The sequence below is a fragment of the Bradyrhizobium sp. SZCCHNS3016 genome, from assembly GCF_032484535.1.
Lineage (GTDB): Bacteria > Pseudomonadota > Alphaproteobacteria > Rhizobiales > Xanthobacteraceae > Bradyrhizobium.
The window spans coordinates 544,690-570,254 of the sequence record NZ_JAUETE010000002.1; the positions used below are offsets into that span (position 1 = coordinate 544,690).

Sequence of the window (25,565 nt, forward strand, 5' to 3'; positions counted from 1 at the left end):
CTGCCGAAAACGGTTTCCCAGCGACGAAATCGACCGGGCAGAGTCGAGATTTTTTTGACGATAGGCCGGCTGGGGTTGGAGCCGCCTTTTCTGATCGATTCCGTAAAAGACGAATTACGCCCCCCACCGCCTCTCAAGGTACCCCTCACATCTCGGTAGGTTCATGCGTCCGCGTGACGCCAACAAACAACGAAAGATAAGACGTGTCAGAAAACCTAGATATCCACGCCCGCCTAACGGCCGTCAATGAAATGTCGCCGGTCCTTAAGCGAGTGATCGCGGACTTTAAGCAGTTCGAAAACATCGCCAAGCGGATCAACAACCAGCTATCTGGCGTGGGACGGGCCGGCCTGACGTCAATGGACAGCTTCAACCGGGCAGCGCAGGCAGCCGCGCAACAGATGCGAGGTCTCGCGAACACCGGCAAGTCTGCCGCCCGCTCCATGTCTGACGTCTGGCGCAAGGCGGCCGATCAGCGTGTCAGCGATACGCGGCGCATGTTTCAGTCACTTGAGCGGATGGAAGCCGGCTATCTGCGTCAGGTCGAGCGTCGCTCTGCTGCAGAGCGCAGAGCCGAACGATCAGCCGAACGTGGTAGTGGCCGATTGGGATATGGTGGTATTGGCCGCATTCCCGGACCGACCGTCCGCCAACTCGCGATCGGTGGCGTGGCCTCAGCAGGCGGCATCGGAGTGGCCCTCAAGCGCCGTATGCAATCCGATCTGAGCGAGGTGAAGGCGTCCATCTTCGGAGACCTTAGCCGCGATGAGATCAAGAGCGAGCGAAGGGACTGGATCGACAAGTCTTCAATCAAGTTTGGCGAGTCCGCCAGCAAGATCATCGACAGCTTCACCGAGTCGCTGAAAGCGGGGTTCGGCAGGGGCGCTGCTCGCCAGATCACGCAGGGCGCGCTAGAGGCGACGTCTGCGCTTGAGTTGGACGTCAACCAACTGATTAAGCTCAGCGGCAAGGTGGCCACCATCTTCGGCGGAGATGTCAGGAACGTCGATCCGAAGCGCGTGCTTGCCATGATGAACGCGATCGGCGTAGCAGCTGCAGAGACGGCCGCTGATCCTGATGAGGTAATTCAGGGCTTCAAGAAGGGCAACGCCGCACTTTCGATGAGCAAGCTCAACGAACGTGACCTTGCAACGCTCCTGTCCGTCGCCGTCTCCAGTGGTGTACAGCCGGGCAAGGCCGGCAACGCCATCAGCAACCTGATTTCTACGCTGGTCGGCGGCAGTAACGCGAGAGGTCAGAAGGCAAAGGATCTAGATCAGGCAGCGAGACTGCTTGGGCTCGGCAGCAAGTCTGCAATGTCGAGACGCGCGGCCGACGACCCCATGAATCTCCTGATCGACATGTTCAAGCGCATGAAGTCGCTTTCCGACCAGAGGAGAACCCATGTTGCTCGGCTGCTCGGAGGAGAATCTTGGGACGATGAGATTCTGCAGATCGGGAACGCCATCGATCAGATTATCTCAACCAGGAAAGCCGTTGAAGAAAAGACGGACAAGATCGCGGAAGCGTCGAAGCTCAAAACCAACTCGCTCCAAGGTCGGTGGAACAGCATCGTCCAGGGCTTTGCTCTCGCATTCGAGCACATCGGCGGCGGCTTCACCGATGCGTTCGAAGAGATAAGCGACTGGTTCCGCGACTTCAGCAACGCATTCGACTACAGCCGTTTGACCGAGAACATCCGCAACTTCGTTGCTGGCATCCGGACCGGGTTCGGATATGGCTCATGGAAGGAACTGTTAGATAATGCGTTCGGCGGGGCGTCGGCAGGCGATGCTAAGAAGTACGGTGATATAGGCCGCGGCATTGCCGAAGGCATCAAGGCCGTCTGGTCTACCCTAAAAGACGTTTTTACCGGCATCGCAAACTTTGCCGGCGTTAACGTAGGTGACACGAAGGCCATGGCGAAGTTCGCCACCGAACTACTCGGCTTCACGTTGGTGCTTCGCTTCCTTACGCCGCTCGTTACGGTGCTCGGAGCCGTTACCGCGTTCCTATGGCGCATTGGCAAGTGGGTCGAATGGATCGCCAGCTTGGTTCCTGGTAAGGAATTCATCAAGAAGGCAGCCCCAAAGGTGGCCGGACGTGTAGCGGCCCCATTGACCGGGTGGCTCGGCATGCTGCTCTACGGCGATGGCAGGCCGGACAACAGCCCCGAAGATTTCAAGGCGCTGCAAGAGGAGTTCAAAAAGGAGCGAGAGAAGCGCCTCAAGAAAGAGCAGGGTCAAGGCAAAGAGGGCGCGCCTACGGACTTCTCCGGCCGCCGCAGAACGTCCTCGGCCGTCGATGAGCTGAAGGATCAGCTTGCAAAATATGGCGCGATCGTCGAGCATTCTTCATTCGTCGCCGGCGGTTCTGGTGTATCGCTCGTTCCAATCCAACCGGCACTTGGTAGCGCCAGCCCGACCGCTCTGTTTAAGAGCACGCCCGGCAGCATCCTTCCGAACTTTGGTATTGGGTCCGGTGGCATCATCCGCCGCGATCGGATGCCTTCGTTTTCCGGAACGGGAGGCAGCATGGCGAGCGGCCTAAACAGGTCGGCATTCGACCGGATGTTCGCTGGCACTGCGATGGCAGGCAAGTGCGATCAGGTAGTGGCAGCCGCGAAGGCCAATGGAATCAGCCCCGCGCTGCTCGCAGCCATCATGGCCCATGAGACGGGGCAAGGTCGAAACCTGAGCGGAAATAACCCGGGCGGGATCATGGATCCTGCAACCGGCATGGCTCGCAAGATGCAGTTCGGTAGCCTCGATGCCGGAATTAGTAAAACAGCGTCCACTGTCGCAAAGAACTGGCAGCGTGCCGGCGGCGATCTTGGCCGCATGGGCAAAATCTATGCTCCGGTTGGAGCCGCTAGCGATCCGAGCGGCTTGAACAGATACTGGTCCACTGGTGTCGGGAAGTTCATGGGTCAAATGGCCGACTCTCAGGCAACTCCGTCTGATCTCGGCGACCCCGTGAAGACGGCAGAGCGGTTCGTCGGCAAGAACGAGTGGACCAATACCCGGGAAATTGGTGACTTCATCAAGGCTGATCCGCGCGGGAACGTCAACGCATGGTGCGCTCGTTTCGTCAATGCCGCACTCAGTGAGAATGGCATCAAGGGCACCGGCAGCGCGGCGGCGGCAAGCTTCTATCGATGGGGCTCTGCCGTCGAAGGCGCGGTGAAGCGCGGTGACGTCATGGTCGCGCCGCATCACGTCGGCATGGCAACCGGCAAAGTCCGCGAGGATGGCGCCATCCAGATGATATCTGGCAACCACGGGGATGCGGTCGGCTACAGTTGGGAACGCCCCGGCAAGTATCAGCTTCGACGCAGATCGTCTCCAATCCAGAACGTGCCCGCGCCTACGAACGCCGTAAGGAATGTTCCGGCTCCATCGATTCCGGACGCCGGTCTCGGACTCGGTCGTAGCACTTACGGAAATGTCGCGATTCATATCAACGGCGGTTCGCACGACCCAGAAGCGCTGGCGCTGCTGGTTCAGCGTCGCATTGACGAGTCGATGAACTGGCGCGCCCACGACAGCGAAACAGAATACACCTGAACCACCGAGGATTCTAACGAGGGTCGTCTGTTTCCGATTTGCATCAATGCAAATGGCCATACGGCCTGATCTCTCGTAAAATAGCGGTAGAACCGACAATCACCTGGCATGACGCATCGGTGGTTTTGCGATTGAACCGACGTGAGAGGAAACAATGCCGAAAAAAGAGCTACATCTACCCGATGCAAATAGCGTCGGCCCCAACACTCCCCTACGGTTGGATATCGCCGCTCGGCTCGCATTCCCGGACGGATCGATAAAGCTGGCGAGCCTGCGAAGAGAAATATCGCGAGGCCGATTAGCTTACGAGATGATCGCGAACAAGCACTATACGACTTTCGCCGACATAGAGGCTATGAGACAGCTGTGTCGACGCCAGGCTCAGCCACAAGCGCATTGGAATATTTCATATGCCTCGCTGAGATCACGGTCACCCGCGGAAGATGGTGGTCGTTCCCCGCAAGAAAAATTGAGACGTTTGATGCAGATTCATAGGTCTGAACGGAAGACGAAAGAGAAACCCAGCCCTTCTTCCTCCAAGAACAAATGAGCTGAGACAACGCTCAGCCCGACGTGTCCGCGCTCCATTCAGTAAGCACATATGAAATACCTATCTATCGACACACGGAAAGTATCCCTGCACCGGAAGAGACTCGTGCCATGCGTGACGAACCAGATCCGAACCAGAAAACTCAAGCGGAGCGGCGATCTTCTCGTTGGGCGAGCGTTGCACCGAGAGGCATGACAAAGGAAGAAGCGGCTGAGTATTGCGGATGCGAAACGAAGGCCGCGTTTGATTCCTGGATACAGAAAGGCATTGTACCGGGTCCGATTCCCGGCACGCAGCGATGGGATCGAAAAGCTATCGATCTGTGGTTGGATCGCGCTTCGGGTATCAGGCCTCTCGCGGAGCCAGTGAGTGCATGGGAAGAATGGAAAGCCATGAAGGCTCGTGAACGAGCAGCGAAGGGGTGAGCCTGCTCGGGTGGACCAAACTGGATTGCGCGCTCGGGCCTAAGATACCGTCGGACAAGCGGCGTCCCGACGAACAGCGTTCCGAACCGTCTGTTCGACTTGATAACGTGGGATAGCCTTGATCGCGTCTGCCTTTGCTTTCAGGCTGACCTCGCCGTACCCACTTCCTGCGTTGTTTGAGTCCTCTTCCGACCAGCCCTGGATCACATCCGCGACCCGTTGCTCAATGCGGAGATCGCGGAACTGCGTTTTCAGCCGATGACGCCAGGCATGATTGGGTTGAACGTTCGGGTCCGGGACAATCGCGCGAACCCAGTCCCTCAAGCGGTTGACAAGACTCTCCGAACCGACCGGCTTTCCGTCGACACGGGTCCCGTCCGCGAACAGAGGACCATCGCGACGCCCTCTTACGAAATCAAGGAAACCCTGGTCGATCATGTGCTGGTGGATTGGCACGACGCGAGCCTGATCCGTCTTCACTGTCCCCGCTTCTGGAGTGATTCGGAGGCACCAAGTTTCAGCGTCTAGAAATACGTCCTGCGTTCGAAGCTGGGCCAGTTCGCCGATTCGGGCGCCGGTGTAAGCGCAGAGCCAGGGCAACCAACGCTTGGCGGCCACTGAGTGTGCACCTTCATTTCCCTCGGGACGATAGTTGAACGACCGGCTCAGGATTTCGGCTGCTTCATGGTCAGTGAAGCCCGGGGAACGTGTGCGGCGCCGTTTGCCCCGGAGTACCGTGACGTTTTCAACCGGGTTGGATGTCAGCTTACGATTCGAGACACCCCACCGGAACAGGCTCTTGAGCCCGGCGAGGTCCTTGTCTCTCACCGTCTTGGGGCTCACTTCTGTGAGGCGGTGTGTCTTGAACCTCAGGATATCGGCCTCGGTGATCCGGCGAGCGTCATCGTGCTTGAGGAACGCAGACAGCGTCTCGATCGTGCCGGAATAGGCCTCGTAGGTCGACTGCTTCCGCCCGACGGCAGCAGCTTCCGTCCACCAGCCCTCCAGCAGCGATTGCAGGGTTACGGAGGAGTCCTTCGTCTCGAATGGAGGAAAGCGAGCCGCCCTCGGATCGGGCGTGTAATCGCCCGCCGCGGCGCGCTTGAGACGCCAACCAGCATCGATGGACGCCGACGCAACCTGGACCATGAATTTCCGCCGCGTATCCGGATCCAGCTCGATGCCGCGCTGGGACAGGGCCCAATCCGCCAAGAGACCAAAACGCGCTTCGAGCGCCTCGTATGGTTCACCAGGCGGCAGGGCATTCACGCCGGCCGTGAGATCATCGCCGAAGATATTGGAAGCCTGGTCGACCTCGTCACGGGCAATCTGGCCGGGAACGATGGCGGAGGCCTTGAGCCGCCCCTCCATCGCGGCACGAGCGAATGCCTTGTGGGCCGCCCACTGGAACGTGGTCCCCGGGTCCCGCTCGTAGATCTCAACGTACAGCCTGTAAACGTCGCCCGAGAGAGCGACGAGTTGCCGATGATCAAGTTGCTGAGGCCCCTGCTCCGCGGCGTCGAAGATGTTCTGGAGCGCTTCGCGTGCGGCCCGCTCGCGGCGCTGGGCCAGTTTCTGATCGTTCGTGCGGAGCGAGAAGCTGACGACATTGCCGAAAGTCGTGGTGACCGTCAGGTCGCCAAGGGGCAGGATCACGCGCCTCCCTCGGACACGATTTAGAACACGTGTTGGCACCCGCATCCGAAATTGAGCTTGGGTAGAATCCTTGCGCTTGGTCACGTAGGTCTTTCTGAGGCTCATGGTCGATGTACACCGGTTTTGTGTACCGGTTTTCGATCAAATAGCCCAGAATTTAAGGATTTCAAGCACTTAGCTGGCAGGAGTGGAGAGGCTCGAACTCCCAACCCCCGGTTTTGGAGACCGGTGCTCTACCAATTGAGCTACACTCCTAGCGAGCCGGGACAGTGTCGCCGGTTCGCGCGCTTTGAAGCATAGACCTCCCCCCGAATGCAAGGGTGCAATGGGGCAAATCGACTGGTCAGACCACAACTTCCGCGCCAGACTTGATGCAAACCGACAACAGGACTTCAGGGAGAGCCCATGACCCCGCCGACTGCCGCATCCAGCGCGCACCTTTCCGCGCTCCGCTCGCTGACGCCGCCGCTGCCGGATGACCGCCCCGAGGCGCTGGGCCTGTCCCAGGCGCGGCTGCAGCGAGCTTCGGATGCGTTCAAGCGCGAGGCCGACAAGGGAACCATCCCCGGCGCCACCCTGCTGGTCGGCCGCCGCGGCCGGATCGGCTGGTTCGACGCCATCGGCCGGCAAGCGCCCGACGCCGACACGCCGATGCGGCCGGATTCGATCTTCCGCATCTTCTCGATGACCAAGCCAATCGTCTCGCTCGGGATCATGATGCTGGTCGAGGACGGCGAGCTGTTGCTGTCCGACCCGGTCGCCAAGTTCATCCCGGAATTCGGCGAGCAGAAAGTGGGCGTCGAGACCGGCGGCAAGCTGGAGCTTGTACCGGTCGCCCAGCCGATGACGGTGCAGGACCTGCTGCGCCACACCTCGGGCTTGGCGTATGAGCACACCGGCACCGGGCCGGTGCACCAGCTCTACCAACAATCGCGGGTGCGCAGCCGCAAGATCACCAATGCCGAGCACGCGGCCATCGTCGCCGGCCTGCCGCTGATCTGCCAGCCGGGCGCTGAGTTCAACTACAGCCGCTCGACCGACATCCTCGGACGGATCATCGAGGTCGTCGCAGGCACATCGCTCGGCGGCTTCCTGTCCGAGCGCATCCTCAAGCCGCTCGGCATGAATGAGACCGGCTTCTTCACGAGCGAGGCCAATGCGCACCGGCTCGCCGAGCCGTTCGCGAAGGACCCGTGGACCGGCGAGGCCGTCAACCTGTTCAAGATGACCGAGCAGCCGCTGATGGAATCCGGCGGCGGCGGCCTGGTCGCGACCACCATGGACTACGCCCGGTTCTGCGCGATGCTGCTCGGCAAGGGCAGCCTCGACGGCACCCGGCTGGTCGGCCGCAAGACGCTCGAGCTGATGGCCTCCGACCATCTCGGTCCACATGTGAAGACGCAGGGCACGCTGCTGTCGCCCGGTCACGGCTTCGGCCTCGGCTTCGCGGTGCGCCGCGAGGCCGGCATCGCCCCCTTCCCCGGCTCGGCCGGCACCTTCTTCTGGAGCGGCATCGCCGGGACGTTCTTCTGGATCGATCCGAAGGAGGATCTGTTCTGCGTGTTCATGGCCCAGGCTCCCGGACAGCGCGACTATCTGCGCACGCTGGTGCGCGACGTGGTGTACGCGGCGGTGGAGTGAGGGCGGCGCGCAGCAAATGCTCTCGTCCCGGCGAACGCCGGGACCCATATCGCGTGATCTGTCGAAGGTCATCACTGCCAGTTGCCTGCCTCATGGCGGCCGGTGGTTATAGGTCCCGGCGTTCGCCGGGACGACAGTTGAGAGTGTGGCGGCGTCATCGCGCACCACACCCGTATGTCCCCCTCAACTGATCGTCGCGCCGCCGTCGATCACCATCGTTTGCCCCGTCATGAAGTTGCCGGCCGCCGAGCCCAGGAACACCGCGGCCCCCGCGATCTCGTCGGGGATGCCGATGCGGAGCAGCGGCGAGCGCGCGGTGGAGGCCTTCAGGTTCTCCGGATTGTCCCACAGCGCCTTGGCAAAATCGGTCTTGATCAGGCCGGGCGCGATGCAGTTCACGCGGACATTGTGCGGGCCGTATTCGCAAGCGAGGTTGCGCGCGAGCTGCATGTCGGCGGCCTTGGAGATCGCATAGGCGCCGAGAATGGTCGAGCCCTTCAGGCCGCCGATCGAGGAGACGATGATGATCGAACCGTCCTTGCGCGCGATCATCTGCGGCACGACCATGCTGATCAGCCAGTTGTTGGCGACGATGTTGTTGTCGAGGATCTTGCGGAATTGATCGTCGGAGATGCCCGCGAGCGGCCCGTAATACGGGTTCGACGCCGCGTTGCAGACCAGCACGTCGATCCTGCCGTAGATGCGGTTGGCCTCGTCGACGAGGTTCTGCAGGTTCTCTTTGCTGGAGATGTTGGCGGCCACCGCGGCCGCGGTACCCGCTCCAAATCGCTCATTGAGCTCCTTGGCGACAGCATCGCAGACATCCGCCTTGCGCGAGGAGATCACCACCTTGGCGCCGTGCTCGGCCATGCGCTCGGCAATGGCGAGCCCGATGCCGCGCGTGGATCCGGTGATGACGGCGACCTTGCCGGTCATGTCGAACAGGGTCATTGGGAGTCCTCCTTGGCTTGTTGGAATGTCGTCGGCTGCGACGGCTCATTGTAAGTCCCGTAGCCCGGATGAGCGCAGCGACATCCGGGGTCTCACGTGCTGTCCCGGTGAACCCGCATGTCGCTTCGCTCATCCGGGCTACGGGACGCCTCACGCCAGCTTGCTCGTCGTCAGCTCCGGCCCGGCCGGCTGATGCATCGCCTTGTGCCTTGCATCCGCGATCCACGGCTGCTGATTGACCATTGGCAGGCGCCATGTGCTGGTCTCGCCGGCCACGATGTGGTCGAGCCGGGTCACCGAGCAATTGTCGATGTCGAAGGCCAGCCCCTTCTCGACCAGACCGCCGAGCGCCAGGCCAACAGCCGCCTTGATGGTGCCGCCATGGCCGACGGCGATGACGTCGCGGCCGGCTTCCGAAACCGTGATACGCGCAATCGCCGCTGTCGCGCGGGTGTACAGATCCATGTAGCTCTCGCCGCCCGGCGCCGGCTCATCGATGTCGGCGAACCAGTGGCTGCCCGCCGGCCGGCTCGCCAGGAACGCGGCGCGGTTCATGCCCTGCCATTGCCCGAGATGCTGCTCGGCAAAAGCGGTCTCCCTGATCATCGCTGCGGGACGCGGGAATCCGGCGGCCCAGATCGCCTCCGCAGTCTGATGCGTGCGCATCAGATTGCTCGCATACCACACCGCGCTGCGCGGCAGGATTTTCGCGACCGCCTCGAACACCTCGCGATCGGAGGTATCGCAGGCGATGTCGGACTGGCCGTAGATGTTGCCGCCATCGCTGCGCACCGGCGCGTGACGCACCCACCACCAGCGCGTGGTGACGACAGAAGGTTTCGTTCCATCAGCCGACATCGCTCAAACCCTTCCCTCCGCTCGTCTCTCGCTGTACGTGAAGGCCTAGATCGTCTCAAGCCGCTTGGCGATCTCAGCACGTTTGAAACGGCGTTTGAATTCCGTTGCGCGGCACGCAACTGATTACAATTGAAGCAGGAGGAAACATGGGCCGCCTCGAAGGCAAATCCGTCATCATCACCGGCGCCGGCAGCGGTATCGGCCGCGCCGCATCGCTGATGTTCACGAAGGAAGGCGCGCGGCTGATCGCGGTCGACCGCAGCGAGGGCGTCAAGGAGACGGCCGAAATGGTCAAGCAGCAGGGCGGCATTGCGGAGGCCGTGATCGCCGACGCCGGCTCCGAGGCCGATGTCAGCGGCTTCATCGATCGCGCCGTCGCGACCTATGGCAAGCTCGACGTGATCTGGGCCAATGCCGGCATCTCCGGCGGGCTGATCCCGATCGCCGAGCAGACCGTCGAGCACTGGCAGGAGATCCTGCGCATCAACCTGATCGGGCCGTTCCTCGCGGTCAAATACGCGATGCCGCACATGGTGCGGCAGCAGCGCGGCGCCATCGTCTGCACGGCCTCCGTTGCGGGCCTGAAGTCGGGCGCCTCGGGCCATCCCTATGCCGCAAGCAAGGCCGGCGTCATCAGCCTGGTGCAGACCACCGCCTATTCGCTGTCCGGCACCGGCGTGCGCATCAACGCGGTCTGTCCCGGCCTGATCGAGACCGGCATGACCAAGCCGATCTTCGACGGCGCCAAGGAGCGCGGCACCGAAGGCAAGATCGGCCAGCTCAATCCGCTGAAGCGTGCCGGCCAGCCGCACGAGATCGCCGCCATGGGCCTGTTCCTCGCCAGCGACGAGGCCTCCTACGTCAACGGCCAGGCTTTCCCGGTCGACGGCGGCCTCACGGCGTCGATGCCATACGCGGGAAAACCGATTTAGCCGGGTTGCCGCGCCAAACACCGGTGTCGTCCCGGCGGACGCCGGGACCCATATCCCCTGGCCGGAATGAAGCCCGCAACTGACAGCGACGTCCCTCGCCAGATCACGCGGTATGGGTCCCGGCGTCCGCCGGGACGGCAGCTGTTGTTGCCGCGCCACTGCGGCCCGTTCGGCACAGCTGCGCGCAACACACTCCGCTGTCGTTCCCGCGAACGCGGGAACCCATACCGCGGAATCGCGCGAGCAACGTGGCTGCCGGCTGTCCGTCAGGCGACGTTCCTTTCTGCAGCCGTCATTGCGAGCGCAGCGACGGAGTTCAATCATGATGACCGCGTGCAATCATGCAAAATTCTTCCCGCGACGCCTTCGCGCCCGAGTGATCCCGAATTTCACCGCCCTCTCGCATCGAGGGCGCAGGGAAGGCCAGGCGTCGGCTGACGCCTGCGGCCCGCCTGCGAAAAAAATGCAGGCGGCAGGTACCACAGGTGCAGCCGAGAACACCCGGCCTTCCCTGCGCGATGGTCTTCACGCTTATACGCAGTCTGCCTGGTGCACCGGGCTTGTTGGCCACCATGATCCGCGCGGCGCGTTAGCGCCGTCGCGAACGTGACACCAGCATCGGGGTGTCAGCACCCTGCGACTTCACGTCCGCGAGCTGCCGTTCGTCCGCGTAGCAAACTACGCTGCGGCATCTCCGCGGCCACCGCCTCCCCGCCTCGCGTGTCGTGACGATCGCGCGCAACGCCCCTCTCGTTGAGGCGGGATGGCGGCAATCAAATCACAAATTCCGAAAAAGCGAAAGTTAAAAATTTGAGCATGGGCCTACGACGGCGCTCATCGCGCTGAAGAACCACACAAACTTTCCTTGTAGGCGCAGCCTTTTCACATCGTCGGATCGCACTCATCATCGCTCCGCCCTGACGTCGCGCATCCGAGTTGCCCGGCGGGCACCGCCGGCGCCTACCTGGGATCATCGATCCGGCGGCAACAGGCTTCGCCCGACAGCCGGCGAGTAGTCGACCGACGTCAGCAGGCGGTCCTCAATCTGGCCGACCATCAGACCATGCTCGGCATGGGTGATGCGCTTGATCTCGGCCCATTCCGCATCCGCCATGAAGGCTGCCCACCCCGCCATCTTGGTGGCCTCGTCCGGCCATTCCAGAACGTAGACGAACTCGGTCCGCTCGCCGAACCGGCTCTCCCACATCGCGACGATCTGGAAGCCATGGCGCGTGCGCATGATGCGGGCGGCGTGATCGCGGAAGCGGGCGTGAAACGCCGCCTTGTTGTGCTCGAAGATCTCGTAGATGCGGAGTTGATGGATCATGACGGCTCTCCACGTGGATATGGGCGTTGCACGCCAAGCAGCAAGGCGCATCACATCACGGTCGCGCGGCGGTCGGCGCCATCGTCGCGGGTACGAAGGCGTAGCCCCACATGAGCGCAAGCGACATCCGGGGGCTCGCGTGCAGCTCGTGTGTCCCCGCATGTCGCTCGCGCTCATGCGGGCTACGGAAAGCGTGACGTCGCCGCGAGCGGCGATCGGGTTCAAACGAGGATGTCAGCGCTAGCCGCGCTTTTTCCGGTCGCATCTTCGAACCGGCTGCTCCGAGGCGCCGTCGAACCTCGCAAGCGGACCATTTCGGCTTCGCCAAACCGAAGGATGGATCAGATGTCGAGGATGTCGAAACTGCGGCTGCTCACCACGATCGGGGCCATTGCGGCCGGCGCGGGGGCGACCGGCGCCCATGCACGTCAGCTCAATTTGTCGCCTTGCGAGCTGAGCTCTTGGGGCTCCTGCGGAACCTATGAGCTGCTGCCGCAGCCCTCGCGGCATCGCACCTCCGACACCTCGCCGACCTACATGAAGCAGACCGACCCGCGCTACAGCAGCGCCATGACCGCGGCCGGAGGCGGCGGCGGCGGGGGCGGTGGTGGCGGCGGCGGCCGCTGAGCCCCGAAGCTGGTGGGTGGTCGCTGCGTAGCCTGGATGAGCGGCTCGTCCGCCGAAGCCCAACCGGCGAAGGCGGAAGCGACATCCGGGGTCTTCACCGGCAGGAGCGCTGGCCCCGCATGTCGCTGCGCTCATGCGGGCTACGACGCGACTACGCCGCGCCCGCCTTCTGCGCGTAGGCCCAGGCCTGCTTGGTCATCGGCACCATGCGCTTGACGGATTCGATCGCCTTGTCGTTGGCGGCGGTGCCGTCGCGGATGCGGCCGATGATGCCCTGCAGAATGCCGGCGAGCCGGAACAGATTGTAGGCGAAGTACCAGTTGAGGTCCGGCAGCTCGGTGCCGGTGACGCCGCGATAGATCGCGGCCGCCTCCTCCATGGTCGGGATGTTCTTGGCCTTCAGGTCGACGCCGTCGAGGCCCGGCATGATCCACTGCATCAGCAGATAGGTGAAGTCCGCCATGGGATCGCCGAGCGTCGACAGCTCCCAGTCGAGCACCGCGATGACGCGCGGCTCGGTCACGTGGAAGATCATGTTGTCGAGCCGGTAGTCGCCATGCACGATCGAGACGCGCTGCTGCGCCGGCAAGGTGCGCGGCAGCCACTCGATCAGCTTCTCCATTTCCGGCAGATGCTCGGTCTCGGACGCACGATACTGCTTGGTCCAGCGGTCGACCTGACGCGCAAAGTAGTTGCCGGGCTTGCCAAAATCGGCGAGGCCGATTGCGGCGGGATCGTAGGTGTGCAACTTCGCCAGCGTCTCGATCTTGCTGGTGAAGATCGCGCGGCGCTGCGGCGCGTCGACATGCGGCAGGGTCGGATCCCAGAACACCCGGCCCTCCTCCATCGACATGATGTAGAAGGCAGCACCAATGACGCTGTCGTCGTTGCACAGCGCGTAGGCCTTGGCGACGGGAAAGCCCTGCTTGCCGAGCGCTGCGATGACGCGGAATTCGCGATCGACCGCATGCGCTGACGGCAGGAGCTTGCCGAACGGCTTGCGCCTGAGCACGTAGGAGCGCGCCGGCGTGTTGAGCCGATAGGTCGGATTGGATTGGCCGCCCTTGAACTGCTCGACGGTGAGCGGGCCGGCATAGCCCTCGACATGCTCGGCCATCCACGCCGCGAGCTTGGCTTCGTCGAAGCGGTGCCGCTCCTCGACCGGCTTGGTGCCGGAGAATTCTTCGTCCTTCTTGACGCCGTCGGCCACGACGAACTCCCTTGGGTCATATTGAACGTAGGGTGGGCAAAGCGAAGCGTGCCCACCGCTTTTCTCGGAGACTGGAATGGTGGGCACGCGCCTGCCCGCGCGCTTTCGCGCCCGGGCCGACGCTTTGCCCACCCTACAAGGTCTGCGTCAATGCCGCGGCTCGTTGGCGTACTTCTTCATCTCGAGCCGGGCGATGGCACGGTTGTGCACCTCGTCCGGGCCGTCGGCAAGACGGAGCGTGCGGATGTTGGCGTAGTCCTTGGCAAGACCCGCATCGTCCGACACGCCGGCGCCGCCGAACGCCTGGATCGCGTCGTCGATGATCTTGAGCGCCATGTTGGGCGCCGCCACCTTGATCATCGCGATCTCGCCCTGGGCGGTCTTGTTGCCGACCTTGTCCATCATGTCGGCGGCCTTGAGGCACAGCAGGCGCGTCATCTCGATGTTGGTGCGGGCCTCGCCGATGCGCTGCTCCCACACCGAATGCTCGATGATCTTCTTGCCGAAGGCCTGGCGCGTCATCAGCCGGCGCACCATCTTCTCCAGCGACTCCTCGGCCTTGCCGATGGTGCGCATGCAGTGATGGATGCGGCCCGGACCGAGCCTCCCTTGCGCAATCTCGAAGCCGCGGCCCTCGCCGAGCAGGATGTTCTCTTTGGGCACCCGGACGTTCTCGAGCAGCACCTGGGCGTGGCCGTGCGGCGCGTCGTCGAAGCCGAACACCGGCAGCATCTTCTCGACCTTGATGCCGGGGGTGTCGAGCGGCACCAGGATCTGCGACTGCTGCTGATGCTTGGCAGCGGCGGGATCGGTCTTGCCCATCAGGATCGCGATCTTGCAGCGGGGATCGCCGACGCCCGACGACCACCATTTGCGGCCGTTGATTACGTAATGATCGCCGTCACGCGTAATGCGGGTTTCGATGTTGGTGGCATCGGACGAGGCCACCGCGGGCTCCGTCATCAGGAAGGCCGAGCGGATCTCACCGTCCATCAGCGGGCGCAGCCATTTGCGCTTCTGCTCCTTGGAGCCGTAGCGGATGAACACCTCCATGTTGCCGGTGTCGGGCGCCGAGCAGTTGAACACCTCCGAGGCCCAGGAGATGCGGCCCATCTCCTCGGACAGCAGCGCATATTCGAGATTGGTCAGGCCGGCGCCACGGAACTCGTCGTCCTCGTGCTCCGACGGCGGCATGAACATGTTCCAGAGGCCTTCGGCTTTCGCCTTGGCCTTGAGGTCCTCCAGGATCGGGATCACCTTCCAGCGATCGCCCTCGGCGTCCTGCTGCTTGTAGATCGGCACCGCCGGGCGGACATGCTTGGTCATGAAGCTGCGCACGCGCTCCAGCCATTCCTGCTGCTTCGCCGACATCGTGAAGTCCATGGGACTCTCCTCAGGGTTTCCTCGAGATTGTTTTGACCGCAGTGTCGGTCCGCACGTCGCGTTCTTGCAAGTGTGATCTTGCGCGGCACGACCGCGCGAACCGTCGCTGCAGCGCCGAAATCTCGTCCCGCGGAAGCACCGCGATTGACATTCCGGCCGTCTCAAACAATAGTTTCATACAATTGTTTGAAACGCAACTGCCCACCCCGCTTCGTCGTTCGGGAGGACCAGCATGGCGACCGACCAGACCCGGACTGCGATCCTGATCGCCGCCGAGCGGCTCTATGCCGAGCGCGGCTTCTCCGACGTGACCTTGCGCGACATCGTGGCGGAGGCGAACGTCAATCTCGCCGCGGTGAACTATCATTTCGGCTCCAAGGACGAGCTGATCGCCGAACTGTTCGTGACCCGCTCGATCGCGCTCAACCGCGAGCGGCTGCGCGAATTGCGCGCAGCGGAGGATGCGGGCGGCGGCCGCGCCGACATCAGCGACATCCTGCGCGCGCTGGTCGGCCCGATCCTGCGCGGCTGCCTGGGGCCGGAGAACCAGCGCTCGGCGGTGGCGCAATTCATGATCCGCGCCTCGATCGAATCGGTGCCGCCAATCCGCCGCATCAAGAACAAGGAAATCGACCATCTGCGGAAGTTCGCCGCGGCGATGAAGCGCGCTTTGCCGGAGAGCTCCGAGGTCGACCTGTTCTGGGGCCTGCATTTTGCGCTCGCTATGGCGCATCACACCATCCGCGAGAGCGAGCGGCTGACCAAGCTCTCCGACGGCCGATGCGACCTCGACGATGTCGAGGATGTGATCGCGCGGGTGGTGCGCGGCGCCGTGCTCGGCTTGACGACGCGCGTACCGGCGGCAAAGTCACAGGCCAAGGTCGCAGCGCGCGAGGCGCGCTAGACCTCGTGCTCCGCTGGATGAGAAGGAAGCTCGCCTGATGACGCAGCGCCTGCGATTGATCATGGCCGTCGCCGCCGCGGCGCTCGCGATGGTGACCGCCAGCGAGCCGGTGCTGGCCCGCGGCGCCGCCGCCAGCATCATGAACTCGCCGGGCTATCAGCGCCGCCTGCAGGAATCACGGCAGCAGCTGGGCGCGCCGCCGCGGGCCCCGTTGTTCGAAGCGCCGCACTCCTATTCCCCGTGGAAGGCGAAGCGGCACCGGCATCACCGCCACGCCCACTGATCGTACGCTACACCACGTCCTCTGCTTCAAACTGCAGCCCGGATGAGCGCAGCGACATCCGGGGTCCTCACCGGCGGTAGTGGCGATCCCGCATGTCGCTTTCGCTCATGCCGGCTACGCGGCTACACCACGCCCTGCTGCTTCAACGCCGCGATCTTCGTCTCGTCGTAGCCGAGCTGCGCCAGCACGTCCCGGGTGTGCTCACCGAGCAGCGGCGGCGCGCGGTACTCCGTGATCGGCGTGCCCGAGAAGGTGAGCGCATTGCGGATCAGCGACAGCTGCGGCTCGAACGGGTGCTCGACCTTCACCTCCATGCCGCGCGAGCGCACATGCGGGTCTGCGAAGACGTGGGCGAAATCGTTGACGGGTCCGCAAGGCACGCCCGCTTTTTCGAGCTCCTCCAGCCAGTGCGCCACCGAGTTCTTCAGGAACAGGCCGGCAAAGATCGCCATGATCTCCTTGCCATTGACGACGCGGTCGTTGTTCTTGACGAATTTCGGATCGGTGGCGAGCTCCGGCGCCCCTAACACGGCGCAGGTGCGCGCGAATTGCGCGTCGTTGCCGACCACCAGCATCAATTCGCCGTCGGTGCAGCGGAACACGCCGGCCGGCATGCCGCCATTGCCCCAGGTGCCGCGGCGCGGCGGCGACTTGCCGTTGACCAGGAAGATCTGGGCGTAGTGCGACAGCGAGGCGATCACGGTGTCGAACAGGCAGACGTCGATGTGCTGGCCGCCGCCGCCATTGACGTCGCGGTGATACAGCGCCGCGAGAATACCGATCGAGGTGTTCATGCCGGTCATGTAATCGACGATCGACGGCCCGACCTTCATCGGCCCCGCCCCCGGCTCGCCGTCCATGTGGCCGGTGACGCTCATCAGCCCGCCCATGGCCTGGAAGATCGCGTCGTAGCCGGCGCGCGGGGCATACGGCCCGGTCTGGCCGAAGCCGGTGACCGAACAATAGATCACTTCCGGGTTGACCGCGCGGATCGCCTCATAGTTGAGGCCGTAGCGCTTGAGATCGCCGACCTTGTAGTTCTCCATGAAGACGTCGCAATCCTTGGCGAGCGCGCGGATGATCTCCTGCCCCTCCGGGCTTGCGATGTTGACGGTCACCGACTTCTTGTTGCGGTTGGCGCAGATGTAAAACGAGTTGTTATTGTTGGCCTTGCCCTCGGGGTCATTGAGGTAAGGCGGGCCGAAGGCGCGGGCGTCGTCGCCGGTGCCCGGCCGCTCGATCTTGATCACCTCGGCGCCGAGATCGGCCAGCATCTGCGCGGACAGAGGTCCGGCCAGCACGCGCGTCAGATCGAGAATCTTGATGCCAGAAAGCGGCAGGGCCGACATGGAGTTCCTCCGGGAGATTTATTCCTTGTGGCGGATTTGCTCTGCGAGGCACCGCCTGTCACCCGCGGATACACCATTTCGTGCCCCGGAGCACTGCGCTGGCGGCATGCGGCCTTGCCCGGCACAGGATGTCACCCGGATTCGCGACGCTCACCGAACCGGTAGCTCCCATGGGAATGCACCCGCAATCACCCGGGGCACGCGCCGACCTTCTTGCTTCGTTTTGTGTGCGACGGGAGTCCAGACACATCCGGACACAGGGAACAAGGAGCCGTTAAGCGTTACAACCACAGCTGGAGACAGGTTTGATGTCTTACCCGGAGCACGCCATGACGTCGATCTCTGCCTCCTCGATGAGCGGCTTTTCGCCGCTCGACCTGCTCAAGCAGGAGCTCACCAAGGAAGTCTCGGCCGGCAAGGTCAGCTCGACCGACCAGACCGCCTTGTCGTCGGCGCTCGACGACATCGACTCCGCATTGAAGAGCGGCGGCAACAGCTCGTCCTCGTCGTCGACCTCCAGCACGCCGCCCTCGCCCGAGGAGATGCAGTCGAAGATCGACGATCTCATCCAGAGCGAGGTCGACAGCGGCAAGCTCACCTCCGACCAGGCGACCGAATTGAAGACCGTGTTCGCCAACGCGTTCTCCGGCGGTGGCGCCGGCGGTCCGCCGCCGGCCCCGACGAGCGATGAGTCCAGCACCGACACCACGTCGAGCACCTCCTCCTCGTCGTCTTCGTCCCAGGTCGAGGAGCTGTTGAAGAAGCTGCTCGAGGCGTTGCAGAGCTCGAACAGCAGCAAGACCTCGTCCTACAGCGCCAGCGGCACCAGCTCGTCGAGCCCGTCCAGCAAGTCGCTGGTGGTCGACTTCTCGGCATGATCCGGCGGTCTCGCCATTGTGCCCGCGGTCTATCGCAGAGCTCATGCGGGCTACGTGGAGAAACCGGCGGCGTCACTCCGGCGCATTGAACGTCCGCGCGAAATACACCGGCGCAGCCGTCTTTTTCAGGCGGTAGAGCTGCGCCGGGCGGTTCGGCCCCTTGCGCATCTTGGCGATTGGCTCGATGAGGTCAGCCGACAGCATGCGGGTCCGGAACGCGCTCTTTTCCAGCGCACGATCCAGCACGACCTCGTAGGTCCGCTGCAGTTCGGGCAAGGTGAATTCCTCGGGCATCAGATAGGCCGGCAGCGAGGTGTACTCGACCTTGTTGCGCAGTCGTTGCACCGCAGCGCGCAGGATCTCCGCATGATCGAAAGCGAGCTTCGGCTTCACGCCGGTCCCGTCGAGCGGAAACCATTGTGCGTCCGCGGCGAGCGCCGTCTCCGCCGCTGACGCCGGGACCAACGCAAAATACGCGTGGGTCGCCGACCAGCCGCGGGGATCGCGGTTCGCGCTGCCCCAACTGCCGAGTTGCTCCAGATACGGGCTGACGACGCCGGTCTTCTCCACGAGCTTGCGCCGGGCGCAGGCTTCGAGATCGCGATCCGTGTCGACATCGACGAAGCCGCCCGGCAGCGCGAAAGCGTCCGGGAACGGCTCACCCTCGCCGTGACCGCGGCGCACCAGCAGCACGTGCAGCGCCTCCAGGCGGATCGTGAAGATGACGACGTCGACCGTCGTCAACGGGCGCGGGAAATTAAGCCCGGCCCCGCCTCGCCCGATCTCGCCCGCGCCGCCGCCTGGTTCTTGCCGTCCCGCCATGCCGCCCCCTGACCGCCTTGCCGAATTTTGCCCCTTGACACTAGCACGCTTAGTTGTACTGTCCAACTTACTTAGTTGGCGTAACACACTTATGCCATCAGACGTCAGGAGGCCGCCATGTTCGGCATTCGCTTCATCAAGGCCCAACCCACCACCTACCTCCTCAAATACCGCGCCGGCGCCGTGGTCGAGGAAGGCGCCGGGCTCTCCACCTTCTATTACGGGCCCGCGACCTCGCTGGTCGCGATCCCCATCGGCAGCCGCGACGCCGCCTTCATCTTCCAGCAGATCGCCCGCGACTTTCAGACGCTGACGATCCAGGGCCAGGTCACCTACCGCATCGGCGAGCCGAGGAAGGCGGCGGCGATGCTCAACTTCACGCTCAAGCGCGACGGCAAGACCTACGAGTCCGATGACCCGGAGGAGCTGCCGCAGCGCGTGCTCGGCGCGGTCGAGGTGCTAGCGCAGCAGGCGGTTAAGGACATGACCTTGAAGGAAGCGCTGCGCGCCTCCGACCGTATCGCCGAGACGATTGCGGCCGGATTGAAGCGGCGCGCCGACATCGAGGCGCTGGGCCTGGAGATCCTCGGCGTCGCCGTGCGGGCGGTGAAGCCGACGCCGGAGACCGCCAAGGCGCTCGAAGCAGAGGCGCGCGAGGCGATCCTGAAGACGGCCGATGAAGCCATCTTCGCACGGCGCAACTTTGCCGTGGAGCGCGAGCGGGCGATCCGCGAGAGCGAACTCGACACCGAGATTGCGGTCGAACAGAAGAAGCGCTCGATCCGCGAGACGCAGATGGACGCGGAGGCCAGCGTCGCGGCGAAGAAGAACGAGCTGCGCGAGGCCGGCATGGTCGCCGACATCGGGCTGGAGGCCAAGCGAAAGGACTTCGTCGCGCTGAATGCGTCGAACACCCGCACGCTGGCCGATGCCGAAGCCTATCGTGTCGGCGCGCTGATGAAGATCTTCGAGGGTGTCGACACCCGCGTGATCCAGGCGCTGGCCGCCACCGGCATGCAGCCGGGGCAATTGATCGCGCAGGCGTTCTCGGGGCTCGCCGAGAAGGCCGAGAAGATCGGGCAGTTGAACGTCTCGCCGGAGCTCCTGAACAGCCTGATGCAGAAGCCCGCGGAGGCCGCCCGTGTCCGGCAATGACCGCAAGGTGGTGCTGGTCACGCGAAGAACGCGGCTCGAGGAGCTGATCGCAAGGTTCCTCACCGCGGACCAGGCCCGCTTCTATGTCGAGCATCTCGGCGCCGACTTCTCCGACTATGAGCGCGAGCACGCGGCCTACCAGGCCGCGCGCTTGACCAGCGTCCAGACGCTGGAACGCTGGGGCCGCTACCAGATCGTCGACCGCAGCTTCCTGCCGAACTTCCTGTTCGGCCCGGCCGACATCGTCGCGGCGCTCGGCCCGGACGGCCTCGTCGCCAACACGATGAAATATCTCGACGGCCAGCCGTTGCTCGGCCTCAACCCGGACGCGGCCCGGCATGACGGCGTGTTGCTGCCGTTCAAGCCGGCCGATCTCGCGAGCGTCCTGCCCGAGGTCGCGGCCGACAAGCGCGCCGCCAAGGCGGTGACCATGGCAAGAGCGAGTCTGGCCGACGGCCAGGTGCTGCACGCCGTCAACGACCTCTTCATCGGCGCGCGCACCCATGTCTCGGCCCGTTACGAGATCACGATGCGCGACAGCCATGAGCGACAATCCTCCAGCGGCCTGATCGTGGCAACGGGGCTCGGCTCGACCGCCTGGTTCAAGAGCATCGTCACCGGCGCGCTCGCCATCGCCGGCAGCTTCGGCAGCCGCAGGACAGGCGGCGACTACACTCCCCTGCCCTGGGACGCCCGCGCGCTTCGTTTCGCCGTGCGCGAGCCGTTCCCGAGCAAGACCTCGCAGGCCTCCCTGGTCTGCGGCGGCCTCATGGGCGCGGAGACCTTGCGGCTGCGCTCGCTGATGCCCGAGAACGGCGTCATCTTCTCCGACGGCATCGAGGCCGACCATCTCGACTTCAACGCCGGCACGGAGGCCGTGATCGGGATTGCGGAGCGACAAGGACGGTTGATCGTGTAGTTCGGTCCCGCAGGTCGCGTCGTTGGCAGCGTAACGTGCTCTTGCCGCGTCATTGCGAGCGCAGCGACGCAATCCAGACTGTCTCTGCGGAAAGATTCTGGATTGCTTCGCTGCGCTCGCAATGACGGAGAAAGACCAAGCGTCCATCTTCCACATGTCGTCGCTGCGGGCGCGCGGCCGTAGGGTGAGCAAAGCGGCCGCCGAAGGCGGCAGCGTGCCCATCGTGGATCGGCGAGCTCGACGGCGAAGATGGTGCGCAGGGCGCAATCCCGATCCCGGTCGTGGACAGAGCACGGCTGCGCCTTTGCCCACCCTACGGCCGTCACGCCCGCGCAAACACCAGCACGCCGTTCGCCGGGATCGTCACCATCGCCGAGCACGGCTGGCCGTGCAGCGCCGGGCCGCCTGCGATCACAGCGCCATTGTTGCCGACGACGCCCGGATTGACCCAATTGTCGTAGACGTCGCTGTTGAACACCTCTTTCCACTGCCCGGCCGCCGGAAAGCCGATGGCGTAGTCGCGCCATGGCGTCTCGCTCAGGCTCACGATCACGACGACGTCGTCGCCCTGGCCATCCCAGCGGTGAAAGGCGAGCACGCGGTTGCCGTCATGGACGTGGACGATGGCGCAGCCTTCGGCGGTCAGCGCCGGATGGGTGCGGCGGATCGCGATCAGTTCGCTGGTAAAGCGCATCGCATCGGCGGTGATCTTGTCCTCGCCGTCGAGCAGCGCCCAACTGATCGTCGTGTCGGGGTTCGGCGTGTCGCTCCATGGTCTGTCCTCGAACAGTTCCTGGCCCATGAACAGCATCGGGATGCCCGGCGCGGTCAGCAACAGGCCCGTGGCGACCCGGCTGCGGCTGCGCGCATACCAGCAGCGGCTGTCGATAGGATCGGCGAGGCGCGGGATGCGCGGCTCGCGGCCGGCATAGACGATGTCGTGGTTCTCGATCGAGTTCACCGCGCACCAGCGCTTGTCGAGGCTGAGATCGGCGATCGCCGCGGCGATCGGCTGCATCGCAACGGCAGCGCCGGCGCCTCCGGCCGCACTGGCGATGGCGCCGCGCACGGCAAGGCGCAGGCCGTCGCTCCAGGTCGCGTCGAAGCCGGCGCCACCTTGTGCGATGTCCCTGACCACCCACGGGTTCACCGGCCAGTATTCGGCGATCTGAAACGCGTCGGGCTTCTCGGCGCGCAGCGCCTCGGTGAGCTGCTGGCAGGTCGCCCAGCCGCCGAAGCGGTCCATCACGCTGACCTCGTCGAAGCGCAGGCCGTCGGCGTGGTACTCGCGGTACAGCATCACGGCATTGTCGACGAGGTACTGCCGCACGTCGGCGTTCCAATAGGCGAACACCTGGCCGCCGGCCCAGCCCTGGTCGGTGAAGTACAGGCTGCGGTTGGGATCGCCATAGGCCTGACGGTCGAAGAACCAGATGCTGTTCTCGTCAAAGCCGCCGCCGGCGTGGTTGTAGACGACGTCGAACAGCACCGCGATGCCATGGACATGACAGACGTCGATCAAGGCGCGCAGTTGGTCGTCGCAATGACGCACGGTGTCGACGCCGGCGTAAGGCGCCGCGCCAGCCGCGACCAGGATCTCATTGGTGCGGGCGACATAGGCGGCGAGATGCGCCTCCTCGGCCTCGCCATAGTCGGTTTCCGGGCTGAACAGGTCGGTGCCGTTGTAGCCCATGCTGAACATGGTCGGGAATTCCTGCACCGGCAGCAGCTCGACGGCGTTGATGCCGAGCTTCGCCAGGTGCGGCACGCGCTCGATCACGTCGAAGAAGCAGCCGTCGGGATTGCCCGCCTTCATGTCGAAGGTGCCGACGTGGAGCTGGTAGATCACGAGCTCGCTATAAGGCGGCGGTGTGAACGCGGTGTCGTGCCAGGGAAACGCGTTGGGATTACGCAGCACCGAATGCGATTGCGGGAACGGCGGATCGACGGTCAAGAGCCGCGCATGCGGATCGCGCTTGTAGCCCGAGGTGCCCTCGCCTTCGACGAAGTACATGTAGGCGTCGCCGTCCTTCAGGCCGGGGATGAAGATCGCCCAATGGCCGTTGCCGATCGGCGCCAGGCGGCAGCTCGCGTCCTGCGCCCAGTCGTTGAACGGGCCGGAGACGTAGACCGCCTTGGCATGCGGCGCGAACACGCGGAAGGTAGCGCCGCCGGTCACCAGGGTGCCGCCCATGGGAGCCTGGAGAAGATGCATCTGCCTGAGCGAAATCCTGAGGCCTTCGGGGAACGGCGGCAGCGTAACAGGTTCGAGCAGCATATCCATGGCGGTCGGCTCTCCGCGCGTCAGAACAGCCGCGCGCCGTTCGGCACGCTCTTGTCGGGCTGGAACAGCACGACGTTGCCCTGTTCATCGGGAAAGCCGAGCGTCAGCACCTCGGACATGAACTTGCCGATCTGGCGCGGCGGGAAATTGACGACGCCGGCGACCTGGCGGCCGATCAGCGTGGCTGGATCGTAGAGCGTGGCGATCTGGGCGCTGGAGCGCCTGGTGCCGATGCCGGGCCCGAAATCGATGGTCAGCTTCAGCGACGGCTTGCGCGCCTCCGGATAGGGCTCGGCCGCGACGATGGTGCCGACGCGGATGTCGACGGCCAGGAACTGGTCGAAGCTGATCCCTGCTGCCGCCGGCGCTGTGGGATCATGGGCAAGATGCATGGCGGCCTCATCGAACGCGCGACCGCGCGGGAAGGCTTGCGGTGCCGACGCGGTCTGGGTCGGAATCTTTAATCGCCATAAGGGCTCCTGACAATGCACCCGCCCAGCGACGGCACGGCATATGGACGATTGGCTGTATTGGTGTGGCAGGCCGGTCGCAGGGTGCGAAGCCTTCAATCGCAGGCTGGGCAATCGGGGGTGCCGCTGCCCCGCATCGCCGAGCGGGAGGTGCGTGAATCGCCATGGAATGTCGCTATCCGGCGAATCGTCGCGTGCACGCCTTGACCCGCCCTGCAGCATGTCCGCCGCCGAGCGCGATGATTATGACACGTCGCCCATAATGTCGCAGTTCGGTCGCTTTGCCTCCAGACACAGCACGGAGGCCCAGCCTGGCTGCGAATACTGGACATCATCAGCAAGCTTCGCCGGGCACAACCTGCCCACCGCGCGTTGCCGGCCCCGGCGCTCTTGGGAATGGGTCCTGGCCGACGCTTCTGTCAGGCGAGCTAGGCGGCGCGCCGCCCGCGCGACAGAGTTTCGGATGGAAGCTCACCGAACATGTCGCGATAGTCTCTTGCGAAGTGTCCGAGATTTCCGAAGCCGCAATTGAAGGCGACTACAGAGACGGAGGTGCGCTGATCTGGCCCCGAGAGCATCTGCTTTGCCCGTCGCAATCGCACCGTTTTCGCAAACGCCATCGGCGAGTATCCGCGGCTCTTCTTGAACGCAGCGTAGAGCGCGCGGACGCTGACGCCTGTCTGCGATGCCAGCTCCTCGATCGTGATGGCGCGGTCCCAAGATGCCTCGATGTACTCTTCGGCCAGCCGGACGATGCGCGGCACGACGTCCTTTTCGGCTCTCTCCAACAGCTCGCTGAAGTTGTGGCGGTGAGCCGACAGGAAGGAAACGATGAGAGCCTGCTCCAGTTCGACGAGCACCGTGCGTGGCAGCTCTGTCGCCGCCGCATCCAACTGATGAGCGAGGAACATCGCCAGATCGCGCAAAACCAGAGCGTTCGGCTGCACCGCAGCCGCTATGGGATCAAACTTGAGGACACCGGCTGGCTTTGCGCCGAGCAGCGTCGTCAATGTCTGCTCCAACGCCCTCGCGCCTATTCGAAGAATGAGCTGCTCATAACCTGGCTCGAACACAATCCTGTTGGGTTCGCCAGGCGCAACTATGCAGGACTGCCGCTCGGTTATCGCGATCGCCGTGCGATTCAGAACGGTCAAAGCGCTGCCTTTGAGGCCAATTTGCAGGCGCGCGAAGTCGCTCTCCGGGAACTTGACGACCGCCCTCGCCCCGCCATATGCACAATAGCCAAGGCCGATATTCGCAAGCCGAAGGTAGTTGCCCACCCCCTGGAAGCCATCTTTGTTGGTGACTGCGAAGCCAGTTGCCCCGTAGACCGTACGCAACGCGTGCTCCATCGCCTCCGGATCGTCTGTACGAA

20 protein-coding genes and 1 tRNA gene are annotated in these 25,565 nt (G+C 64.0%); 9 read left to right on the forward strand and 12 right to left on the reverse strand.

Annotated features, from left to right (window positions below; translation table 11 throughout):
• Positions 1-203 precede the first annotated feature (203 nt).
• Entirely contained in the window at positions 204-3,566 is a 3,363-nt protein-coding gene (locus QW881_RS06735; RefSeq protein ID WP_316158580.1) for a phage tail tape measure protein, read from the forward strand.
• A gap of 1,014 nt (positions 3,567-4,580) precedes the next feature.
• Here the strand turns inward: QW881_RS06735 and QW881_RS06740 are convergent.
• Positions 4,581-6,302, reverse strand: coding sequence for a phage integrase N-terminal SAM-like domain-containing protein (locus tag QW881_RS06740; protein WP_316158578.1), 1,722 nt, complete (start codon positions 6,300-6,302; stop codon positions 4,581-4,583).
• Between the two features lie 74 nt (positions 6,303-6,376).
• Positions 6,377-6,452: transfer RNA gene (locus QW881_RS06745), tRNA-Trp, on the reverse strand.
• Between the two features lie 150 nt (positions 6,453-6,602).
• On the opposite strand from QW881_RS06745, the gene QW881_RS06750 reads away from it, so the two are divergent.
• Positions 6,603-7,838 carry a serine hydrolase domain-containing protein gene (locus QW881_RS06750; RefSeq protein WP_316158577.1) on the forward strand — a complete coding sequence of 412 codons (1,236 nt, stop codon included), beginning with the start codon at positions 6,603-6,605 and terminating at the stop codon, positions 7,836-7,838.
• 183 nt (positions 7,839-8,021) lie between these two features.
• Here QW881_RS06750 and QW881_RS06755 read toward each other — a convergent pair whose 3' ends face one another.
• On the reverse strand, positions 8,022-8,789 hold the full coding sequence (locus QW881_RS06755; protein ID WP_315737581.1) for an SDR family oxidoreductase: 768 nt from the start codon (positions 8,787-8,789) through the stop codon (positions 8,022-8,024).
• A 150-nt stretch (positions 8,790-8,939) separates the two neighbouring features.
• Positions 8,940-9,647, reverse strand: a complete 708-nt coding sequence (locus tag QW881_RS06760) for a histidine phosphatase family protein (RefSeq protein ID WP_316158576.1) — start codon at positions 9,645-9,647, stop codon at positions 8,940-8,942.
• A gap of 146 nt (positions 9,648-9,793) precedes the next feature.
• Between QW881_RS06760 and QW881_RS06765 the strand changes: the two genes are divergently transcribed.
• Complete coding sequence (locus QW881_RS06765) at positions 9,794-10,579, forward strand: SDR family oxidoreductase (RefSeq protein WP_315754173.1); 786 nt, start codon at positions 9,794-9,796, stop codon at positions 10,577-10,579.
• A 970-nt stretch (positions 10,580-11,549) separates the two neighbouring features.
• On the opposite strand, the gene QW881_RS06770 is transcribed toward QW881_RS06765, so the two are convergent.
• The gene (locus QW881_RS06770; RefSeq protein WP_315754171.1) at positions 11,550-11,906 is read right to left on the reverse strand and encodes an NIPSNAP family protein; all 357 of its coding nucleotides are present in this window, start codon (positions 11,904-11,906) and stop codon (positions 11,550-11,552) included.
• A 345-nt stretch (positions 11,907-12,251) separates the two neighbouring features.
• Here QW881_RS06770 and QW881_RS06775 point away from each other — a divergent pair, with 345 nt between their 5' ends.
• Positions 12,252-12,533, forward strand: coding sequence for a hypothetical protein (locus QW881_RS06775; protein WP_316158574.1), 282 nt, complete (start codon positions 12,252-12,254; stop codon positions 12,531-12,533).
• Between the two features lie 151 nt (positions 12,534-12,684).
• Here the strand turns inward: QW881_RS06775 and QW881_RS06780 are convergent, their stop codons facing one another.
• Positions 12,685-13,743 (reverse strand): phosphotransferase family protein, encoded by a 1,059-nt coding sequence (locus tag QW881_RS06780; protein ID WP_315754167.1) that lies wholly within the window; start codon positions 13,741-13,743, stop codon positions 12,685-12,687.
• Between the two features lie 147 nt (positions 13,744-13,890).
• Complete coding sequence (locus QW881_RS06785) at positions 13,891-15,126, reverse strand: acyl-CoA dehydrogenase family protein (protein WP_315754165.1); 1,236 nt, start codon at positions 15,124-15,126, stop codon at positions 13,891-13,893.
• A 232-nt stretch (positions 15,127-15,358) separates the two neighbouring features.
• On the opposite strand from QW881_RS06785, the gene QW881_RS06790 reads away from it, so the two are divergent.
• Both QW881_RS06790 and QW881_RS06795 read left to right on the forward strand, forming a co-directional pair.
• Complete coding sequence (locus QW881_RS06790) at positions 15,359-16,030, forward strand: TetR/AcrR family transcriptional regulator (RefSeq protein WP_315754162.1); 672 nt, start codon at positions 15,359-15,361, stop codon at positions 16,028-16,030.
• Positions 16,031-16,067: 37 nt separating this feature from the next.
• Positions 16,068-16,313 carry a hypothetical protein gene (locus tag QW881_RS06795; RefSeq protein WP_316158572.1) on the forward strand — a complete coding sequence of 82 codons (246 nt, stop codon included), beginning with the start codon at positions 16,068-16,070 and terminating at the stop codon, positions 16,311-16,313.
• A 122-nt stretch (positions 16,314-16,435) separates the two neighbouring features.
• On the opposite strand, the gene QW881_RS06800 is transcribed toward QW881_RS06795, so the two are convergent.
• Positions 16,436-17,662, reverse strand: a complete 1,227-nt coding sequence (locus tag QW881_RS06800; RefSeq protein WP_315754158.1) for a CaiB/BaiF CoA-transferase family protein — start codon at positions 17,660-17,662, stop codon at positions 16,436-16,438.
• Between the two features lie 329 nt (positions 17,663-17,991).
• Here QW881_RS06800 and QW881_RS06805 point away from each other — a divergent pair, with 329 nt between their 5' ends.
• The gene (locus QW881_RS06805; RefSeq protein WP_315754157.1) at positions 17,992-18,540 is read left to right on the forward strand and encodes a hypothetical protein; all 549 of its coding nucleotides are present in this window, start codon (positions 17,992-17,994) and stop codon (positions 18,538-18,540) included.
• 72 nt (positions 18,541-18,612) lie between these two features.
• On the opposite strand, the gene QW881_RS06810 is transcribed toward QW881_RS06805, so the two are convergent.
• Entirely contained in the window at positions 18,613-19,362 is a 750-nt protein-coding gene (locus QW881_RS06810) for an NUDIX hydrolase (RefSeq protein WP_315737568.1), read from the reverse strand.
• 117 nt (positions 19,363-19,479) lie between these two features.
• On the opposite strand from QW881_RS06810, the gene QW881_RS06815 reads away from it, so the two are divergent.
• Together QW881_RS06815 and QW881_RS06820 are read left to right on the forward strand one after the other, a co-directional pair.
• The gene (locus QW881_RS06815) at positions 19,480-20,517 is read left to right on the forward strand and encodes an SPFH domain-containing protein (protein WP_316158571.1); all 1,038 of its coding nucleotides are present in this window, start codon (positions 19,480-19,482) and stop codon (positions 20,515-20,517) included.
• On the forward strand, positions 20,504-21,436 hold the full coding sequence (locus QW881_RS06820; protein ID WP_315754155.1) for a sugar kinase: 933 nt from the start codon (positions 20,504-20,506) through the stop codon (positions 21,434-21,436). The genes QW881_RS06815 and QW881_RS06820 overlap by 14 nt, the downstream gene beginning before the upstream one ends.
• Positions 21,437-21,758: 322 nt before the next feature.
• Here QW881_RS06820 and QW881_RS06825 read toward each other — a convergent pair whose 3' ends face one another.
• From QW881_RS06825 to QW881_RS06835, 3 genes are all read right to left on the reverse strand, one after another.
• Positions 21,759-23,720, reverse strand: coding sequence for an alpha amylase C-terminal domain-containing protein (locus QW881_RS06825; RefSeq protein WP_315754153.1), 1,962 nt, complete (start codon positions 23,718-23,720; stop codon positions 21,759-21,761).
• A 20-nt stretch (positions 23,721-23,740) separates the two neighbouring features.
• Entirely contained in the window at positions 23,741-24,112 is a 372-nt protein-coding gene (locus QW881_RS06830) for a tRNA-binding protein (protein ID WP_315754151.1), read from the reverse strand.
• Between the two features lie 506 nt (positions 24,113-24,618).
• Positions 24,619-25,530 (reverse strand): AraC family transcriptional regulator, encoded by a 912-nt coding sequence (locus tag QW881_RS06835; RefSeq protein WP_315754149.1) that lies wholly within the window; start codon positions 25,528-25,530, stop codon positions 24,619-24,621.
• Positions 25,531-25,565 lie beyond the last annotated feature (35 nt).

Bases quoted from the DNA above. Each gene is read 5' to 3' on its own strand.
- QW881_RS06810 (WP_315737568.1), bottom strand. From the start codon at position 19,362: ATGGCGGGACGGCAAGAACCAGGCGGCGGCGCGGGCGAGATCGGGCGA.
- QW881_RS06805 (WP_315754157.1), top strand. From the start codon at position 17,992: ATGACGTCGATCTCTGCCTCCTCGATGAGCGGCTTTTCGCCGCTCGAC.
- QW881_RS06785 (WP_315754165.1), bottom strand. From the start codon at position 15,126: ATGGACTTCACGATGTCGGCGAAGCAGCAGGAATGGCTGGAGCGCGTG.
- QW881_RS06815 (WP_316158571.1), top strand. From the start codon at position 19,480: ATGTTCGGCATTCGCTTCATCAAGGCCCAACCCACCACCTACCTCCTC.
- QW881_RS06750 (WP_316158577.1), top strand. From the start codon at position 6,603: ATGACCCCGCCGACTGCCGCATCCAGCGCGCACCTTTCCGCGCTCCGC.
- QW881_RS06775 (WP_316158574.1), top strand. From the start codon at position 12,252: ATGTCGAGGATGTCGAAACTGCGGCTGCTCACCACGATCGGGGCCATT.
- QW881_RS06765 (WP_315754173.1), top strand. From the start codon at position 9,794: ATGGGCCGCCTCGAAGGCAAATCCGTCATCATCACCGGCGCCGGCAGC.
- QW881_RS06830 (WP_315754151.1), bottom strand. From the start codon at position 24,112: ATGCATCTTGCCCATGATCCCACAGCGCCGGCGGCAGCAGGGATCAGC.
- QW881_RS06790 (WP_315754162.1), top strand. From the start codon at position 15,359: ATGGCGACCGACCAGACCCGGACTGCGATCCTGATCGCCGCCGAGCGG.
- QW881_RS06825 (WP_315754153.1), bottom strand. From the start codon at position 23,720: ATGGATATGCTGCTCGAACCTGTTACGCTGCCGCCGTTCCCCGAAGGC.
- QW881_RS06755 (WP_315737581.1), bottom strand. From the start codon at position 8,789: ATGACCCTGTTCGACATGACCGGCAAGGTCGCCGTCATCACCGGATCC.
- QW881_RS06740 (WP_316158578.1), bottom strand. From the start codon at position 6,302: ATGAGCCTCAGAAAGACCTACGTGACCAAGCGCAAGGATTCTACCCAA.
- QW881_RS06760 (WP_316158576.1), bottom strand. From the start codon at position 9,647: ATGTCGGCTGATGGAACGAAACCTTCTGTCGTCACCACGCGCTGGTGG.
- QW881_RS06795 (WP_316158572.1), top strand. From the start codon at position 16,068: ATGACGCAGCGCCTGCGATTGATCATGGCCGTCGCCGCCGCGGCGCTC.
- QW881_RS06770 (WP_315754171.1), bottom strand. From the start codon at position 11,906: ATGATCCATCAACTCCGCATCTACGAGATCTTCGAGCACAACAAGGCG.
- QW881_RS06800 (WP_315754158.1), bottom strand. From the start codon at position 17,662: ATGTCGGCCCTGCCGCTTTCTGGCATCAAGATTCTCGATCTGACGCGC.